This window comes from Segatella copri (assembly GCF_019249655.2).
In the GTDB taxonomy this organism is placed as follows: domain Bacteria; phylum Bacteroidota; class Bacteroidia; order Bacteroidales; family Bacteroidaceae; genus Prevotella.
In genome coordinates, this window is record NZ_CP137557.1 from 3,152,587 (window position 1) to 3,169,191 (window position 16,605).

Genomic DNA, 16,605 nt, shown 5'->3' on the forward strand with positions numbered 1-16,605 from the left:
TTTACCAGTTATGTCTTAGTTTAGGCTGACAGCCATAGACAATGGAACAGCCAACCATTTCACCATCCTCATCAAGCATCAAGGGAAGGTCAGGTACAATCTTTCCGGACTGAACACCCTCCAACCACTTGACGGCACGCTCATAGCGTTCCTTTCTGATGTCGGAACCCATTTTCTGAGGCATTGCCGAAACCATGTGGTAAAGGGCAATGTCGCAAGTGAACATCACAATCTGACGATTGCGCTTATCACCTTCCGCTGCAAATACAGCGTCACAATCATACTTAGGGCGCAAATAGCCCGAAATTTCCTCCTGTGCCTCACGCTCGGCGTTGGCACGATTCTCGGCAGAAGCCTGTGAAACCACCTTCATGGCGGTATCGCCGATAACCACCTTATAATCATCCTCTGTTATAAACATGATGCACCTCCTTACTTTGTAACAAACAAGGCACGCCGTTCGATGTCTTCAACCTTGGTGCCTTTTTTGAAACGGTGACGCTTCACAAGCGTCTTGATGGTCTGCTTTGGAACGACCTTAAAACCACCGTTCATATAAAGGACATAATATTTCAAACCACTACCCTGGGAGAGCAAAATGGCTTCCTTGACAGCACGCTTGTAACGCCAAGCGAAAATCAAATCTCTGAATAGTCTAATCATAATCTTACCAACTGTTTTTAGAGGTCGGACGCTTGCCAAACCTCGGTTTATACTTAACTTGCCTTGTGTTGCGCTGGAGCATCCAGATGGCACCCTCATCAGCATCGGGCGCATCATCATGCACGCGGCTGCCACGTTCAAGTGAAAGCGTCTGTTCAATGCCAACTTCCATGTCAGGAGAATCCTTCAACGCCTCATTGTAGAAGACAAAACCACGCTCCCACAATGGGGATATGGCCTCTATACGCTGCAACTTATCGGGCTTCTTGCGTTTGTCGCCTGTTATCGGCAACTGGTAGCCGCGCCGATTACCCTCTTCCGTGAACTCATCAAGGATGGTGTCCTGTAGAAAGTTTGCCTCCATGAAGAAGGAAACCGTCACATCCTCTGGCAATGATTCATAAAGATTGTATAGCCATCTGACCATACCGCCAACGGTATCTTGACGCACATAGCAATCAATCAAATGGAACTCTGTGCCAATCTTGCCCCAAAAGCGTGAAGCCTTGTAGTCGTTGGCTGTAGTCGATTTGAAAGAAGGGTCAGTGTAACAGATAAGCTGGTCGTACTTATTGAGAGGAAGAACCTTCTTATAATGGATCCAATCATGGCGAAAGATGGTGCCGTCCTTAATTGGGTTGTGCATCATTTCCTTGTTCCATGCTCGGAAGCCCACAAAATCGGCATAAGCCTTCGCCTCATCCTTTGTCCACTTTTCACGCCATACTGGTTCGCCATCAGAATCAACCGCCACAATCTTAGAAAGGAACACCCCCTTGGTATGTGCCAGGTTGAAAAGAACGGAAGTTTTTGAAATGAGGTTTCCAACCATAATGAAGCGACCACGACCTACATCAAGCGAACCGAAAAGGGCTTCTTTCACCCAGTCGGTGAGGTCATGCACACGCTTCTCGTTACGGCAAAGCTCATCATCATCGAGGTCATCAATGACAATGTAGTCTGGACGTGCCTCACGGTCACGCAAACCACGAGGAGATTGACCACGACCACAGGCAAGGAACTTCACGCCGTCCTTGGTCTTAAACTCACCTTCTTGCCAGTCGCCAGCGTTTTTTTGTGTGCCAAAGTCGGCAATGATGCGTTGGTTGTACTCCAATTCAGCCTGGATGTCGCCAAGCAAACGGATGGCACTATCCTCGGACTTGCCAACTACCACCATGAAGTTAATCAGACGCTTGGTCTGAAACATCAGCCACAAAGGAGTAAAAATGTCCATGTGGGTGGACTTGGCATGACCACGAGGCCACATAAAGACCGCTTTGAGGTTCGGCGTGTTCTTCACCTTCTGTGCAGCTTGATTGTGAAAAGGCGCATTGTGTATGGTTCGGATTACTTCGCCTGTAGTCTTATCTCTCAGCTGTAGGAAATGCGGAAAGTAATATTCGCAGAATGCAGCGTAATTGGATTGCAGCCTACGAATACGTTTTTCCTTTTCAAGGGGCGTTTCCTTACGCATAAGAGAGGTGTCGGTGAAAGCCTGAACTTGCTTGCACCGTTCCTTCCATTGCTCGTATGCGAGTTTCTTTTCTGCTGCTGTTGCCATACTCCTTAATTATTTAACACCCATCTGTTCCATGATAAACAAGTCTTGAAGATGATTGATTGCCTTCATCAACTCAGTTGTTATCGTAGGGTCAGACTTGGCACGGAACTCCAACCACTTGCTGAACTTCATGGACACTTCAATGATGTCAACCACGTTGGCCTTCTTGTCAAGTTTCTCTATGACAGAGGAAAGCTTTGCGAGTTTGTCACCCAGTCCAGCCATCGCCATTGGGTCGCCAGAATTATTCACTTGCGTTATAAGCGCGTCAATGGTCAACAACAGCTTGTTGACCAGTTCAGGACGTGTGACACTCTTGGCCGCACGTGCCTCCTTCCATCCATCAGCCACACACCACTTGGAAATGGTGACACGCGAGACTCCTATTTTTTCGGCAATCTCAGCCTGTTCCATACCCGACATGAAGAGTGTTCTGGCTAACGAACGTTTCTTTTCTATTTCTGCTTTTGTCATGTGCAATACATTGTTAAAAATCAAATGTGCTGCAAAATTGCAACAATTCGGTGGCACCGCCAAAAAAGTGTGCAATCGTTTCATAGATGTGTGCAACCATTTCACACTTTTTTGGCGGTTAACAAATTTAGCAGTAATATTGCAGCGCAAAACGCAAAAAGCGAGAAAATGAAACGAGTAAGAATTTCAAACGACAGCCTTAACAGTTACAGCAGCCGTGTACTGACAAAAGGCATGGACGTGCAGCAGTATTGCCGTAATCCAGTACTGTTATATATGCACGAGCGTGGCAATGTGATTGGCTATGTGAAAGACCTCAAAGTGGAAAATGATGAGGTAAGTGGTGTACTTATGTTTGATGAAGCTACGGAACTCTCAAAACGCTGCAAGAAGCAATGGGAGTTCGGAAGCCTGAAAATGGTGAGCGCGGGCATTGACATCGTGGAAGAAAGTGACGATCCTGACGTGATACTTCCAGGACAAAAGTACAAGACAATTACCAAAAGCAAACTCTTTGAAGTGTCGGTCGTGGACATAGGAGCCAATGACGATGCCATCGTAATGAGAAAGAACGGTGAACAAATAACATTAGGCAAGGACGGAAAGAACCCGTTGACCTTGCTCAGTAACAAACAACAAAACAACAAACAAATGGAACAGAAACTTTTGTGTGCACAGCTCGGACTGCCAGAGACAGCAGACGAGGCGACAATCCTTCAAAAGATTAACTCATTGAAGGCAGCAGAAACAGAAAAAGAGACACTTGCCAAGGAGAAGGCTCAGTTGACACTCTCGGCAATCACCACCGCCGTAGAGACCGCAATCACAGAGAAACGCATCGGCGAGGACAAGAAAGAGCATTTCATCAACCTCGGCAAGAAGATTGGCGTGGAAGACTTGAAGCAGATCTTCGCAGCCATGTCGCCAATGGTAAAGCTCAGTGCCGTAATTGGTCATCAGGGTGGAACACCGACACAGCAGCCAACCACCTATTCAAAGTTTAGTGAGGTGCCAGGCGCAGAGCTGGAGAAGATGCGCTCTGACAATCCTGATGAATACAAACGCCTCTTCAAGGCTGAATATGGCTTTGAGTGTGAAATCTAAAATGTATAACCATAAAACAAGAAAAATGAAGAAGAACAGATTGCTTGCACTGACAATGGCAGTGCTTTTCAACTGCATCACTGGCAGTGTATTCGGTGCAGTCCTTGGCTTTTCGCCTGTAGAGGGAGCCTTGGGTATGAATTGTATCGCCTCAATGGTAGGCGGTAAAGTAGCCCAGGGCGCATTGCGTGCTGGTGTATATAAAGAGGTGTGGACTGGTGAGCTGGTGAAGTACCTTCGCCGTGGCTTGGAAGCCACTTGGCTTGATGGTATTCCTGACGCTTCAAGTATCGTGGAAAATGATGTTATTCATTTGGTGGATGTCGGCGTTGACCCAGATGTGTTGATTAACAACACTACATATCCTATCAGTCTCCAAGCTTTGGAAGACAAGGATATTTCCATCCAGCTTGACAAGTTCCAGACTAAGGTAACACCTATCACTGATGATGAACTTTATGCCATCAGTTACGACAAAATTGCGCGAGTGAAGGAATCACATGGTAATGCCATTAACGATGCAAAGTTTACCAAAGCAGCCCATGCTCTTTGCGCCAAGCAGAACTCAGAGAAAACACCTGTATTGAAGACTACTGGTGAGAGGGATGCTGTTACTGGGCGTAAGAAGCTCACCAGAAATGACGTGCTTTGTATGAAGCGTAGTATGGATGCTCTGAAAGTGCCTTCGGCAGGTCGCCGTCTTGTGCTTTGCTCAGATCACATCAACGACCTTTTGGAGATTGAGCAGACATTCCGCGAGCAGTACAATATCAACCGCAATGACGGAACCGTTGGACGCTTGTATGGCTTTGACATCTACGAGTTTGCTAATAACCCATTATACACCACAGCTGGTGTAAAGAAAGATCTGAATAAAGCTGCTACAACAGGTGAGTTCCAATGCTCGTTTGCCTTCTATGTTCCTCGTGTGTTCAAGGCTACAGGTTCAACCAAGATGTATTGGAGCGCAGCGGAGAACGATCCTGAGTACCAGCGTAACAAAATCAACTTCCGCCATCGTTTCATTTGTATGCCTAAGAAGGCAGATGCAGGTGTCGTAATGATGAGCGACTATAGTGCATCGTAACCATGGCAAAGATGAAATATCTGGTGCTTCATTGCACCGCCACACCAGAAGGCCGTGAAGTGACCAGTGACGAAATTCGCCACTGGCACACCGACCCAGTAAAGAAGGGTGGTCGTGGCTGGAAGCAAGTTGGCTATACCGACATGATTCACCTTGACGGTAAAGTGGAGCGACTTGTGGAGAACAACGAGGATGCAGAGGTTGACCCTTGGGAAATAACAAACGGTGCAGCAGGCTTCAACTCTGTGAGCCGTCACGTTGTGTATGTTGGTGGGCTTGCCACTGACGGCAAGACAGCTAAGGACACACGCACGGCGGCACAGCAGAAGGCTATGATCGAATACGTGCGCAACTTCCATGAGCGTTTCCCCACCATCCGCATTGTTGGACACAACGAACTTAACAGTCACAAGGCTTGCCCATCGTTTGATGTCCAGAAGTGGCTGCGGTCGATAGGCATCAAGCAAGTTTAACCCCATAATAGAAGAACAACGATGGCAGACATTTTACTGCAATTCATCCAGTGGGCAATACCATCGGGCGGCATAGGTGCTGCCATCGTTTGGTTTGCCAACAGAAAGGCCAACAACGCCAAAAATGCCAAGATAGTGCATGACACCTACAAAGGCATGTACGAGGACATATCAAAGGTGCTGTTGGAAACACAACAGAAATATGAAGACAACACTAAGGTTGTGGAAGTGCTTACGGCAGAGAACCACAAGACACGCCTCGCCATCAATCGGCTCAGCCGTGCAATCGAGGCTATCAAGCTTTGTCCTCATCGCAATTCTTGCCCTGTCAGCAGTGAGTTGTCGCTCGACGAAGACGATGACAGCCCAGGCAGAGGCAAAGGTGGAAAAGGACAGCGCAGAAAACAAGCAGACCACGACAAAGATAATATGGACGGAAAAGGTGCCACAAGACCAAGTGCATCTAATCATTCCGCTTGACAGCATAGGACGTTTGCCATCGGGCGCATCCTTCAACAAGAAAGAAGGGCGTGCCAACGTGAAGGCAAGTTTGGGAAAGCAAGACGGCAAAGATGTGATATACATTGATGCCTCTTGTGACAGCTTGCAAGTGTTGTGCCTCTATTATGAGGAACAAAACAAGAAGCTGACCAAGCAAAACGCAGAACTCTCTAACACCATTAGAACAGAGAAAGAACAATGTTCAAACCCTGTTAAAGTGGCTATATTCAGTTTTATTGTCGGACTGGTGTCTGGCATAATAATCACAATCAAAACAAGAAAGAAAAATGAATAAGAATTTCATGTACGGCATAGCAGCCGTGAAGTTTGATGACAATATCATTGGCTACATTGAGAAAGGATCATGGGACTGGGGCGGCACAAAGCCTGAGAGTACCGACATTGATGCGGAGCAAGTTCCTGATGTGCCAGTGCTGACCATCCTCACCAAGAATGCAACAATCTCGCCAACATTCAACATCATACAGTTGAACTACGAGAACATTCAGATGGTGCTTGGTGGCACTCTCATAGGAAGCAAAGGAAATTACACAGGCTGGAAAGCACCAAAGAATCTGGTGCAACTTTCGGGCAAATGGACTATTGACTTTGTTTCTGGTCAGACTTGCACCATCCCGAATGCCACAATTTTGGCCAACCTCGGTGGTAAACTCACACTTACAGAGGTGTCGAAGTTGGAATGTCAGTTGAAGGTGAACAAACCTTCTGATGGTAGTGAGCCTTACGACATTCAGAACACATCCAACCCAATAGGTTCATCATCCACCAGCCAGGCAAACAGCGTGAAGGATTAGCGTATGGATGAGAACACCATCAGGCTAATAGAAAAGGAAGGTGCGGAAGCCCTTTTGGACACTGGTCTTTCAGTGCCATTGAAGGAGTTGCACCTTCCTTTTTGCAAAAAATCCATCCATTTACGTGTGACCATGCGCCGACCTACCTTGGCAGGGCAAATCAGAATTGCAAGGGAATGGTTGGCAATGGGCGTGACCAGCGAAGAAATGTGGCATTTCTCCAAGGAGGAAGAAATGAAGTTCCTTGTTGATCACGGCAAGAAAATCAGTTGCATGATAGCTTACACCCTTTGCCGTGGCTGGATAAGCCGACATCTGTTTGTTGGCTTAACGGCATGGGCTGTAAGAAACTGGATGGAAAACAAGTATCTTGTCAGCGTGATAAAGAAATTTGTCGGGCTGATGGGAACGGACAGTTTTATAGATATTATCAAATCGGCAGAAGCGGTGAATCCGATGAAGCTGAGGAAGAGCCAAAAGAAGAAAGGGAGTTAACGAGCGAATACGAAGGTTCCCATAGCCCTTTCGGTTTTGTGTGGCAGATAGCAAGCGAAACAGGTTGGAGCGTTGACTATATTCTTAATGGTGTCAACTACCAAACCCTGATTATGATGCTGAGCGATGCCCCACATTATGTTAGCAAGAAAAAGAACGGCAAGCCCAAGGACGAAAGAAGTGCCGAAGAGGAAGCCAACGACATTGTAGGATTTTTCCAAAGTAAATTGAAATGAGCAAAGGCAAGACAGTAGCGATAGAAATTGAACTCCTTGACCGCATCAGCGGTGGACTTGATAGGGTAAACAAAAAGATGGATGCCCTAAAAAGTTACACCGATGAAGCCAAGAAAGGATTGAGCGGATTGGAAAACGTGAGCGACAAGGTGAAAAAGTCGCTCATGGGGCTTGGCATGGCCTTTTCCATGAAGCAGGTTATTACGGAGGTCGCTACTGTCAGGGGCGAGTTCCAGAAATTGGAGGTGGCTTTCAATGTCATGCTTGGCAGTGCAGACAAAGCCGATAATCTGATGGCTCAGCTGATTCATACAGCAGCCACGACACCGTTTGACCTTGAAGGTGTGGCACAGGGTGCGAAACAACTCTTGGCGTATGGCATGGAGGCAGAGAAGGTGAACGAAACCTTGATTCGTCTGGGTGACATTGCCGCAGGTCTTAGTATGCCATTGAATGACCTCGTTTATCTGTACGGAACAACGATGGCGCAAGGCAGACTTTACACGCAAGACCTTAACCAGTTCACTGGTCGTGGCATTCCGATGATCCAGGAACTCGCCAAGGTGTTTGGTGTGGCAGAAAGCAAGGTGAAGGACTTGGTGGAGGCTGGCAAGGTGGGATTCCCAGAAGTGCAGAAAGTCATAGAGAACCTTACTGGTGAAGGCAGTAAGTTCGGTGGCTTGATGGAGGAACAGAGCAAGACCATATCAGGACAGATAAGCAACATCGAAGATGCTATTTCAACAATGTTCAACGACTTAGGTAAGCAAAGCGAGGGTGTTATCAATACAACACTTAGCGGTGTCTCCTATATCGTGGAACATTATGAGCAATTCGGACGTGTTCTGATGGGATTGGTTGCCACTTATGGAACATACCGCACGGCTTGCATGACGGTGGCAGCAGTCCACAGTCTCATAACGGTTGGTATTGGTGGCATGACCGCAGCGGAAGCCATTCACTACGGTTGGATTGTCATGGTGGAGAAAGCGCAGAAGCTGCTTAACGCTACCATGCTAAGCAATCCATACGTATTGGTTGCCACAGCCATTGCAAGTGTTATCGCCGTAATGGTTTCCATGAAGACGGAAACAGAACTGATGCAAGCAGCCGATGAAGACTATGAGGCGCAAAAACAAAAGGTCATTGAGGCTGAGGAAGAGCACAAACGCAAGATGGAAGAGCTTTGTTCCATTGCTGGTGATGAAGCTCTCAGCACCGACACAAGACGTGAGGCATTGAATCGTCTCGAACAGAAATACCCTGCTATCTTTGCCAAATATGACACAGAGTATGAGAAGCTGAAAAACATCAAGAAAATCAAGTTGGAGATTGCTGAGTTGGAGGCTGGCCAAAGCATAACAAAGCCAAAGAACGAACTCAACAGCGTAAACAAACGCATCAAAGAACTTGAAGCAAAACAGCGCACGGAAAAGTGGGTTGAAAGCAATAGCTCTGGTACAAGTATGAAGAAAGTCGGAGGTTTGAGCAAGAAAGAGGAAGCCGAACTCAAAAACCTTCAAAAGAAGCAACAGAACCTAAACAAGCAGGTGCGCAAGGATTCTGTGAACGCTTACTTTGACAATCTCACGGGGGTCAGCAACAACGATCTGAAAAAGCAGATAAAGGAGCGCGAAAGCCTCATTGCCCGAATGAATATGTCTGGTCATAAATATGGCTATACAACCAATGACGGCAAAAATATCCGTGGCACATACACCAAGGATGAATTGCAGTATCAACTCAACAAATTGAAATCTGAACAGAACCGCCGTAATGAACCAAGAAAATCAAGTTCTGATTGGGGCGCAGCCGACAAGAGGGCTTATAAAGCAGCATTGAAGAAATACAACGACTTCATCAGCAAAGGCTCAAACAACCTAACCAAAGAAGAATATGACAAAAAGGCAAAGGAACTAAAGGAAAAAATGGAACTTGCCAAAAAGGAATATGATTCACGCAAACCTGGTTCGGACAAAGACAGCGAGAAAGCACAAAAGGCAGCAGCCAAGGCGGAAGCTGCAAGAGCCAAGGAAGAAGCAGCGGAAGAACGCCGCAAGCAGACCAAGGAAAAGGTGGGTCAGGAACTTGCAGAACTGCAACGTAAAAATGACGAGGAAGAAATTAATACCATGCAAGAAGGCTTGGAAAAGAAACTTCGCCAGATAGAAAACGACTATCAGGCTCAGAAGAACGAGATAAACAAGCAAGAAACCGCATGGAAACGAGATAACAAGAAAGCAGGCATTGCCACTGGTACAAATGGGCTTACCACGGAACAGACCGATGCCATTAACGAGGCGCACGCCTTGAACGAGAAAAGCAGAACTAAGGCCATCGAGGAAGCCAACAAGGAAGCCTTGAAGGATGAGTTGCTTGCCATGACAGACTATTTGAAGGAGTATGGAACCATACAAGAACAAAAGTATGCCATTGCCAAGGAATATGCTGAAAAGATTAAGGAGGTGAATGAGGGTGCTGGCACTGCTGATGAAAAACAGTGGAAGGTGAAGGCACTCGAAAAGCAGCGTGACACCGCCATGAGCCAAGTGGATGCCAAGAGCCTTGCCCTGGATATAGACTGGGGTACTACCTTTGAGGGCGTGGGCAATGTGCTGAAAGATGTGGCAAAAGAGACACTTGGCAAGGTGGAGACGTACATGAAGACGGCTGAGTTCAAGGCTTTGTCTGCTGAAAACAAAAAGACTTACACTGACTTGCAAGCCAAGTTGAAGCAAGAGACAGGTGCGGAAAGCACCAGTCCGTTCAACTTCAAGATATGGGGTACAATCTCCAAGAATGTCACGGCATACCAAGAAAGCGTGCGAAATCTCCAAAACAAGACGGATGCCCACACAAGGGCGGTCGATGAACTGGAAAAGGCGCAAGCAAACTTGGCTGCTGCTACTGATGACACCTCAAAGGAAATTGCCCAGAAAGCGGTTGATATTGCACAAGGAAAGGTCGATGCCACTGCCACTGAGCAAACGGAGGCACAGGATGAAAGCAACAAGGCACGCCAGACGCTCACGGACAACACCAATGCAGCAGCGCAAGGCATTCAGAACTTCACCAACTATCTGAATGAAATGTCAAATGGTTCCCTGTATGGCTTTGCCAATGGTATGAGCAAACTCATTACCTCACTTGGAAAAGGCTCAGACGGAATAGGCAAGTCATTGAATGAGCTTGGTGGCAAGATAGGCGGTATCATTGGCGCAATCCTTCAAATCATTGATGCGCTTGGTGATGATCCAAAGGGCTTCATTGATGACCTCTTGAACAAAATCGCCGATTGTGTGGAAAAAATTGTTGAGGATTTGCCCGAAATCGTTTTGTCCATCATCAAGGATGTGGGCAACATCTTGCAAGGTTTGGTCAGTGGCATTGGCAGTTGGTTTGGCATTGATGACCTTTTCGGTTTGAATGGCAATGAAGCCAAGGTGCAAAAGACCATTGACGACTTGACCAAGCGCAACGAGCTTCTGCAATATGCCATCGAGGATTTGACAGACGAAATCAAGGCAAGCAAGGGAACAAAATCGGTAGTAGCCTATCAACAGGCATACGCCAACCAGCAAGAAGCCAACCAGAATTATCTGGATATGGCAAAGGCGCAAGCCAGTTATTGGAAAAAGCATCATAGTTGGAACTACTATTGGAATGGCTTCAACAATGACCAAACTGCCTGGATCAAGCAGAACGTAAAAGAAGACTTCAATGGTGATCTCTGGAGTCTTAGCCCAGAGGAAATGAAGAAACTTCGCTCCAATGTCGGTATTTGGGAATATATCAAGAACACTGGCAAGGGTAGTTATGGAAATGACGTTGCTGACAAGCTGAATGACTACATAGACCAGGCTGGCAAACTGGAGGAACTGACCGATGAACTCTATGAGGGATTGACTGGCATTTCCTTCGATTCCATGTATGACAGCTTTGTGGACACCCTTATGGATATGAATGCCACGGCTGAGGATATGGCTGATGACCTGTCAGAATACTTCATGCGTGCCATGCTTTCAAACCAGATTGGTGAAATGTATGCTGACAAGCTAAAGGAATGGTGGAAGAAGTTTGGTGCTGCTATGGAAGACAATGACCTGACAGAGGCAGAACGCAATGCACTCCAAGAGGAATACATGGGCTATGTGAAAGATGCCATTGCCTTGCGTGACAAACTTGCAGAAGCCACTGGGTACACTGGTAACAGCAGCACAAGCCAAAGCGGTAAAAGTGGCGGTTTCTCTGCCATGACACAAGACCAAGGCACAAAGCTCGAAGGAATGTTCACCAGTGGCTTGCAACATTGGTCAAGCATGGATGACCAACTTGAAAACGTGGTCGAGAAGATGAATGTGGCTGAAAGCCATCTGGCACGCATTGCAGAAAACACTGGTATGAGTGTCACGCATCTGAACGACATCAAGGAGGAAATAAGAAAGATTATTCGTGATGGACTTAAAATGAAATAATATGGATGAAATACTTAGTGGCCAGGTACTGGTCAATGGCACCGACATCTGGAAAGAATATGGTGTTTTTCTGACAGAAGACAAAAAGGGCGACATGGCCAATCTGACCGCCATACTTACACCAAGCAAGACAAAGGATGAAACGGCAGTGAACATTAGAGAGGAGGATGGTGAAAAATACTCTGACGTATTGACACCAAAAAATGAGGCTCGTGACGTGGAACTGTATTTTGCCATGTATAACAAGACAAAGGAAGGATGGTTGAAGTCGTATGCCGATTTCATCAAGTTCCTGAAGCAAGGCAAAAACGGTTGGCTTGACTTCACTTTTCCTGACCTTGATTTGACATTGCACATGAGATTCTTGGATTGCGGAAAGTTTAAACCTCTGACCTATATCTGGAAAGATGGTGTTCAAGCAAGCAAATTCAAAGTGAAATTCCGTGAGCCAGTACCCATCATTTAAATGACATTATAACAGTATTGAAACATGGTTCAAACAATATACGACAAAACAGGCTATGCAAAGGCAGAGATTGCCCCTGATGACAGCTCAACCCAGGTGAAGGAGGTGCAGGGTGACAACATCCTCACTCTTTCATTCACCCATTATGCCAACATTGCCCTTGACGTGAACGATTACACGGACTTTGAGGGCGAACGTTATTGGCTGATGGAAAAGTATGCCCCAAAGCAGAACAACGAAACAGAATGGGTGTATGACTTGAAACTGTATGGCATAGAGAGCATCATCAAGCGTTTCTTGGTGCTTGAAACCACCGATGGCAATACTGAACCAGTGTTCACTCTCACGGCTCCACCACGTGACCATGTGAAGATGATAGTGAAGTGCATCAATAATGGCTTGGATCATACTACTGACTGGAAGATTGGCCAAGTGGATGGCACTGATAACATTGTCATTGACTATGATGGCAAGTATTGCGATGAAGCCTTGAAGGAAATCGCTGAAAAGGTAGGTGGAAAGGCAGAATGGTGGATTGAAGGGCAAACCGTAAACATTTGCCGTTGTGAGCATGGTGAGGAACTTGCCATTGGCTATGGCAATGGATTGACGGAACTGGAGCGAGACACCAGCAACACAGCCAAGTTCTACACACGTCTGTTCCCGATTGGTAGCACACGAAATATCGACCCTGAGAAATATGGGCATAATCGATTGATGTTGCCTGGTGGCTTGAAATACATCGAACTTCATACTGAGGAATACGGCATATATGACCATTATGAGCAAGATGCCTTTTCTGACATATACCCACGCCGTTTGGGTATGGTTAGCAGTGTGCGCTCGGAGACTAAGACGGATGATGACGGCAATCCTTTCATCATCTACTACTTCAAGGATGACACGCTCAATTTCGACCCAAATGAATACGAGCTTGCCAATGAGGTAAAGCGTGTTTCCTTCCAAGATGGTGAACTCGCAGGTCTTGGAACGGATGATGACCATTACTTTGAGGTGAATTTCGACAGCAAGACACGTGAGTTTGAAATTATCACAATATGGCCATACGATGATGACACGCAACTGCCAGGTGGCAATCTTGTCCCCAAAGAGGGCAACCATTACATTCTTTGGAACATCAGAATGCCAGATGAATATTACACGCTTGCAGAAGAAGAGTTCCGCACGGCTGTTGACCAATATAATGCTGAACACTGGCAAGACATCAGCATCTACAAAGGCAAGACCGACCATGTTTGGGTGGAACATAACAATGCAGACTTGTTTGTTGGTCGCAGGGTAAGGCTTGAAAGTGAGAAGTTTTTTCCAGACACAGGATATAGAAGCAGCCGGATAACCAAAGTAACAAGAAAGGTTGTTTTGCCGTCACAAGTGGACTTGGAAATCAGTGATGCGCTCCAAAGTGGCACATTGGATCAGGTGAATGACAGCTTGACCAACATCAAAAACTATACACGTGAACGCACATCTGGAAGTTTTCCAGACATCATCCGTACATGGGATAATACTTTGCCAACTGACACAAATCTGTTCTCAGCTCGAAGAAGCCAAAGGGAGTTTTTGAGCAAGAAGAAAATTGATCGAGCAAAAAAGAAAATCATCTTTGATGAGGGCATTGACCTCGGTGACTTTGTGGAGGGCGTTGCAGGTGGTCACTTGGATGGCAAAGGCAATGGTGAGCTGTTGACAATGGTTGTGCGCCAACTTTTGAGAAGTGCCAAGTTTGTTGATGGCTTCAATGGTGAGGGATGGCAGCTTTGGATTGATGAAAGTGGTCTTTCCAATCTTACTGTTGACAAACTGACCGTGCGCCAGATAATGACCATCTTTGAACTTTTGATAAATAAGGTCAGAAGTGTCGGTGGTCAGATTTGCGTAAGTGCAGCCAATGGCAAGGTAAAGAGCGTTGAAGAGCAAGATGGCTATTTCCTTATTCACTTCGAGCAAGAGAACACCTTTGTAGCACATGACTTGATGCGATGCCAGACCTTCACAGGTGCAAACCTGAAAAGCTACTGGGTGGAGGTGGCAGGTATGAGCGATGGCGGCATTCTCGTAGCCAAGGAAGAGTTTGACAAGACGGAACCAGCAGAAGGCGATGAATGTGTATTGATGGGCAACACCACAAATGGCAATCGCCAAAACCTCATACTCATATCAGCCACAGAAGACGGACAGCCCAGGATTGATGTCATGGATGGTGTGAACGGCAAGAGCTTCACCAATGCCTTGCGTGCAAGACTTGGCAATCTTGACGGAATCAAGGATGATTGGTTTCCTTCCAACAATCAACCACATGGAAACGGTCTATATTCCGATAATGCCTACTTGCGTGGCACGTTCCTCTTGGTGACTGGTGAAGACATCAAGACCAAGTTTGAGATAACGGAAGGAAAGATTGAATCCGCTGTTGAAGGACTGAGACAGGACTTTGCAAGTGATCGAGGCTACTTGAACAATCCATCATTTTCTGATGGCATGGACAAATGGGCAACAGAGAATGAAACTGTTTTCTTCCTCGCTGGCAATCGTTGGATATGGACTAACGGAAAGGCTTTGTCGAAACGTGGCAACAGCGCAAGTGTCTGCAAGGACATGGGCAGAACTGTTGTACGCATCAGAAACAAGTACATCAGCCAAAAGAACACCAACTTGCAGAGCATTCCACCAATGACCACAAGAGAAGACGGAACCAAAGAGGCCATTCCTGTTTTCCTCACGTTCTTCTACCGATGTGCCAAGGCTGGCACACTGACCGTGGAGTTTGAGAATGTTGATAAAACTGGCTTTGAAAATTTCAACTCTATGCACGTTGAAGAGAAAATTGCTGAAACTGATGGCTACAAGCAATATTCTTGCAATGGCCTTTGGAACGGTACTGGTGATTTCAAACTGAGCTTCACAGGCGACATCTATCTGTATATGCTCATTCTCTCAACTGACCGTGTGGAATCATTGGCATACAAGTATAAAACACTTTTTGAACAAAGCGAAAAACTTGTAAGGATTGCAGCCCAAAATTTTGACAAGGACGGCAATGTGTTGGCAGAAAGCGACATTATAACAACAGCAAAGTACAATGAACTTATCAGCCAAAGATTCAATGATGATGGAAGTCTGAAAAACCAAGCTGGACTTGTGACAGCTACAGACTATGCAGAATGGTTGCGACAGTACAATTCTGACATGATGGGATTGAATGAGAAAATTGGCAATTATGTCAGCATCGAGGCTTTTGCAGGTATGTTTGCCACAGCGGTAGATGAAGACAAGAACATTGTCAAACAGGCAGACATTTCCGCATTCGTCACAAAAGATGAAAATGGAAATTTGGAAAGCGGTGTGCATATCTGTGCCGACAACATCAAGCTGGAAGGACTTGTGACTGCCAACGAAAATTTCAAAATATTGGAGGATGGTAGCATTGAGGCACAAAATGCCAAGATAAAAGGTAAAATTGAGGCTTATGAAGGCAAAATAGGATATTTCCTGATAGACAACCAAGGCTTGTATTATGGCGACCCAGCAAAATGGACAGATAATAGTTATAAACAAGATTTAGCGGCAATTAGACCAGGACTGATTAAGTTACAATCACAAGTAGGAGTATTCAAGCCAGGTGATGTGGCTAACATAAAGGTTGCTATTGGCAATGGTGCAGACCCACAACAGACAGAATCAACTTCCTGGTGCAATTGTGCTGGTTATTTTTATCGGCAGATGAATCCTGATCCTGGTGACTGTTATTTGCCAGCAGTGAAAATAATAAGTGATAATGTCTTGAGTCGTGATGTTGCACTTTATACAAAAGGAGCTATTGTATGTGATGGAGGATTCTTAGAAATTGGTAGAATTATCAATACAACAAAAGCAGGTACAGCTTACATCATAACACTCGACCATGGTACGACATTGACCGCTTTTAATAATTCTTCTGGTAACACATGGGTTTCCTTGCCAAAATTGGATGAAATACGATTGCAGCTTGGAATAGAAGAAAGTAAAACCTTTTGTGTCCCTGTTAAAATCATAAATAGCTCAAAGAGTTCTAACAATGTTTATGTTAAAATAAATGGTGATGGCGATTTGCTAAACCATGATGGAGGACATTGGCGTGATGATAACAGAAACACAGACCAACTTTGCTTAGGAAAAGGTGACAGTGTAAGCATAGCCCTTACTTATGTTAGTGGCTCCTATTATGGTCAAGTATTAGACATAAACCGTTAAA

General features: G+C 45.8%; 15 protein-coding genes. 11 read left to right on the plus strand and 4 right to left on the minus strand.

The annotated features are described in order from the left end of the window. Position 1: 1 nt before the first annotated feature. From KUA49_RS12990 to KUA49_RS13005, 4 genes are read right to left on the minus strand one after another with little or no spacing between them, the layout of a single operon-like run. Positions 2–421 (minus strand): phage protein Gp36 family protein, encoded by a 420-nt coding sequence (locus KUA49_RS12990; RefSeq protein ID WP_118311846.1) that lies wholly within the window; start codon positions 419–421, stop codon positions 2–4. Between the two features lie 11 nt (positions 422–432). Next, the gene (locus KUA49_RS12995; protein WP_118311845.1) at positions 433–663 is read right to left on the minus strand and encodes a hypothetical protein; all 231 of its coding nucleotides are present in this window, start codon (positions 661–663) and stop codon (positions 433–435) included. A 4-nt stretch (positions 664–667) separates the two neighbouring features. Beyond that, positions 668–2,227, minus strand: a complete 1,560-nt coding sequence (locus tag KUA49_RS13000) for a hypothetical protein (protein ID WP_218411602.1) — start codon at positions 2,225–2,227, stop codon at positions 668–670. 9 nt (positions 2,228–2,236) lie between these two features. Beyond that, positions 2,237–2,701 (minus strand): terminase gpP N-terminus-related DNA-binding protein, encoded by a 465-nt coding sequence (locus tag KUA49_RS13005; RefSeq protein WP_118311843.1) that lies wholly within the window; start codon positions 2,699–2,701, stop codon positions 2,237–2,239. A 168-nt stretch (positions 2,702–2,869) separates the two neighbouring features. On the opposite strand from KUA49_RS13005, the gene KUA49_RS13010 reads away from it, so the two are divergent. Genes KUA49_RS13010 through KUA49_RS13060 form a run of 11 tightly spaced genes read left to right on the plus strand, consistent with a single transcriptional unit; the run spans position 2,870 to position 16,604 of the window. Further along, positions 2,870–3,805: an HK97 family phage prohead protease gene (locus KUA49_RS13010; protein WP_218411601.1), complete on the plus strand. Its 936-nt coding sequence runs from the start codon at positions 2,870–2,872 to the stop codon at positions 3,803–3,805. Positions 3,806–3,830: 25 nt separating this feature from the next. Next, positions 3,831–4,892, plus strand: a complete 1,062-nt coding sequence (locus tag KUA49_RS13015) for a hypothetical protein (protein WP_218411600.1) — start codon at positions 3,831–3,833, stop codon at positions 4,890–4,892. A 2-nt stretch (positions 4,893–4,894) separates the two neighbouring features. Further along, positions 4,895–5,365: an N-acetylmuramoyl-L-alanine amidase gene (locus KUA49_RS13020; RefSeq protein ID WP_218411599.1), complete on the plus strand. Its 471-nt coding sequence runs from the start codon at positions 4,895–4,897 to the stop codon at positions 5,363–5,365. 21 nt (positions 5,366–5,386) lie between these two features. Further along, positions 5,387–5,845 (plus strand): hypothetical protein, encoded by a 459-nt coding sequence (locus tag KUA49_RS13025; RefSeq protein ID WP_118311839.1) that lies wholly within the window; start codon positions 5,387–5,389, stop codon positions 5,843–5,845. Beyond that, positions 5,823–6,161 carry a hypothetical protein gene (locus KUA49_RS13030; RefSeq protein WP_318331616.1) on the plus strand — a complete coding sequence of 113 codons (339 nt, stop codon included), beginning with the start codon at positions 5,823–5,825 and terminating at the stop codon, positions 6,159–6,161. The genes KUA49_RS13025 and KUA49_RS13030 overlap by 23 nt, the downstream gene beginning before the upstream one ends. After that, positions 6,154–6,681 carry a hypothetical protein gene (locus KUA49_RS13035; RefSeq protein ID WP_218411597.1) on the plus strand — a complete coding sequence of 176 codons (528 nt, stop codon included), beginning with the start codon at positions 6,154–6,156 and terminating at the stop codon, positions 6,679–6,681. The genes KUA49_RS13030 and KUA49_RS13035 overlap by 8 nt, the downstream gene beginning before the upstream one ends. A 3-nt stretch (positions 6,682–6,684) precedes the next feature. Then, positions 6,685–7,176: a hypothetical protein gene (locus KUA49_RS13040; protein ID WP_218411596.1), complete on the plus strand. Its 492-nt coding sequence runs from the start codon at positions 6,685–6,687 to the stop codon at positions 7,174–7,176. A gap of 38 nt (positions 7,177–7,214) precedes the next feature. Further along, positions 7,215–7,412, plus strand: a complete 198-nt coding sequence (locus KUA49_RS13045) for a hypothetical protein (protein ID WP_118311835.1) — start codon at positions 7,215–7,217, stop codon at positions 7,410–7,412. Continuing rightward, the gene (locus tag KUA49_RS13050; protein ID WP_218411595.1) at positions 7,409–11,887 is read left to right on the plus strand and encodes a tape measure protein; all 4,479 of its coding nucleotides are present in this window, start codon (positions 7,409–7,411) and stop codon (positions 11,885–11,887) included. Before KUA49_RS13045 ends, KUA49_RS13050 begins: the two co-directional genes overlap by 4 nt. Before the next feature lies 1 nt (position 11,888). After that, positions 11,889–12,353, plus strand: coding sequence for a hypothetical protein (locus KUA49_RS13055; protein ID WP_118311833.1), 465 nt, complete (start codon positions 11,889–11,891; stop codon positions 12,351–12,353). Between the two features lie 24 nt (positions 12,354–12,377). Beyond that, positions 12,378–16,604 carry a hypothetical protein gene (locus tag KUA49_RS13060; RefSeq protein ID WP_256624744.1) on the plus strand — a complete coding sequence of 1,409 codons (4,227 nt, stop codon included), beginning with the start codon at positions 12,378–12,380 and terminating at the stop codon, positions 16,602–16,604. Position 16,605 lies beyond the last annotated feature (1 nt).

What these genes read in the sequence shown, in the direction of transcription:
- KUA49_RS12990 (WP_118311846.1), bottom strand. Translation starts at nt 421, where the DNA reads ATGTTTATAACAGAGGATGATTATAAGGTGGTTATCGGCGATACCGCC.
- KUA49_RS12995 (WP_118311845.1), bottom strand. Translation starts at nt 663, where the DNA reads ATGATTAGACTATTCAGAGATTTGATTTTCGCTTGGCGTTACAAGCGT.
- KUA49_RS13000 (WP_218411602.1), bottom strand. Translation starts at nt 2,227, where the DNA reads ATGGCAACAGCAGCAGAAAAGAAACTCGCATACGAGCAATGGAAGGAA.
- KUA49_RS13005 (WP_118311843.1), bottom strand. Translation starts at nt 2,701, where the DNA reads ATGACAAAAGCAGAAATAGAAAAGAAACGTTCGTTAGCCAGAACACTC.
- KUA49_RS13010 (WP_218411601.1), top strand. Translation starts at nt 2,870, where the DNA reads ATGAAACGAGTAAGAATTTCAAACGACAGCCTTAACAGTTACAGCAGC.
- KUA49_RS13015 (WP_218411600.1), top strand. Translation starts at nt 3,831, where the DNA reads ATGAAGAAGAACAGATTGCTTGCACTGACAATGGCAGTGCTTTTCAAC.
- KUA49_RS13020 (WP_218411599.1), top strand. Translation starts at nt 4,895, where the DNA reads ATGGCAAAGATGAAATATCTGGTGCTTCATTGCACCGCCACACCAGAA.
- KUA49_RS13025 (WP_118311839.1), top strand. Translation starts at nt 5,387, where the DNA reads ATGGCAGACATTTTACTGCAATTCATCCAGTGGGCAATACCATCGGGC.
- KUA49_RS13035 (WP_218411597.1), top strand. Translation starts at nt 6,154, where the DNA reads ATGAATAAGAATTTCATGTACGGCATAGCAGCCGTGAAGTTTGATGAC.
- KUA49_RS13040 (WP_218411596.1), top strand. Translation starts at nt 6,685, where the DNA reads ATGGATGAGAACACCATCAGGCTAATAGAAAAGGAAGGTGCGGAAGCC.
- KUA49_RS13050 (WP_218411595.1), top strand. Translation starts at nt 7,409, where the DNA reads ATGAGCAAAGGCAAGACAGTAGCGATAGAAATTGAACTCCTTGACCGC.
- KUA49_RS13055 (WP_118311833.1), top strand. Translation starts at nt 11,889, where the DNA reads ATGGATGAAATACTTAGTGGCCAGGTACTGGTCAATGGCACCGACATC.
- KUA49_RS13060 (WP_256624744.1), top strand. Translation starts at nt 12,378, where the DNA reads ATGGTTCAAACAATATACGACAAAACAGGCTATGCAAAGGCAGAGATT.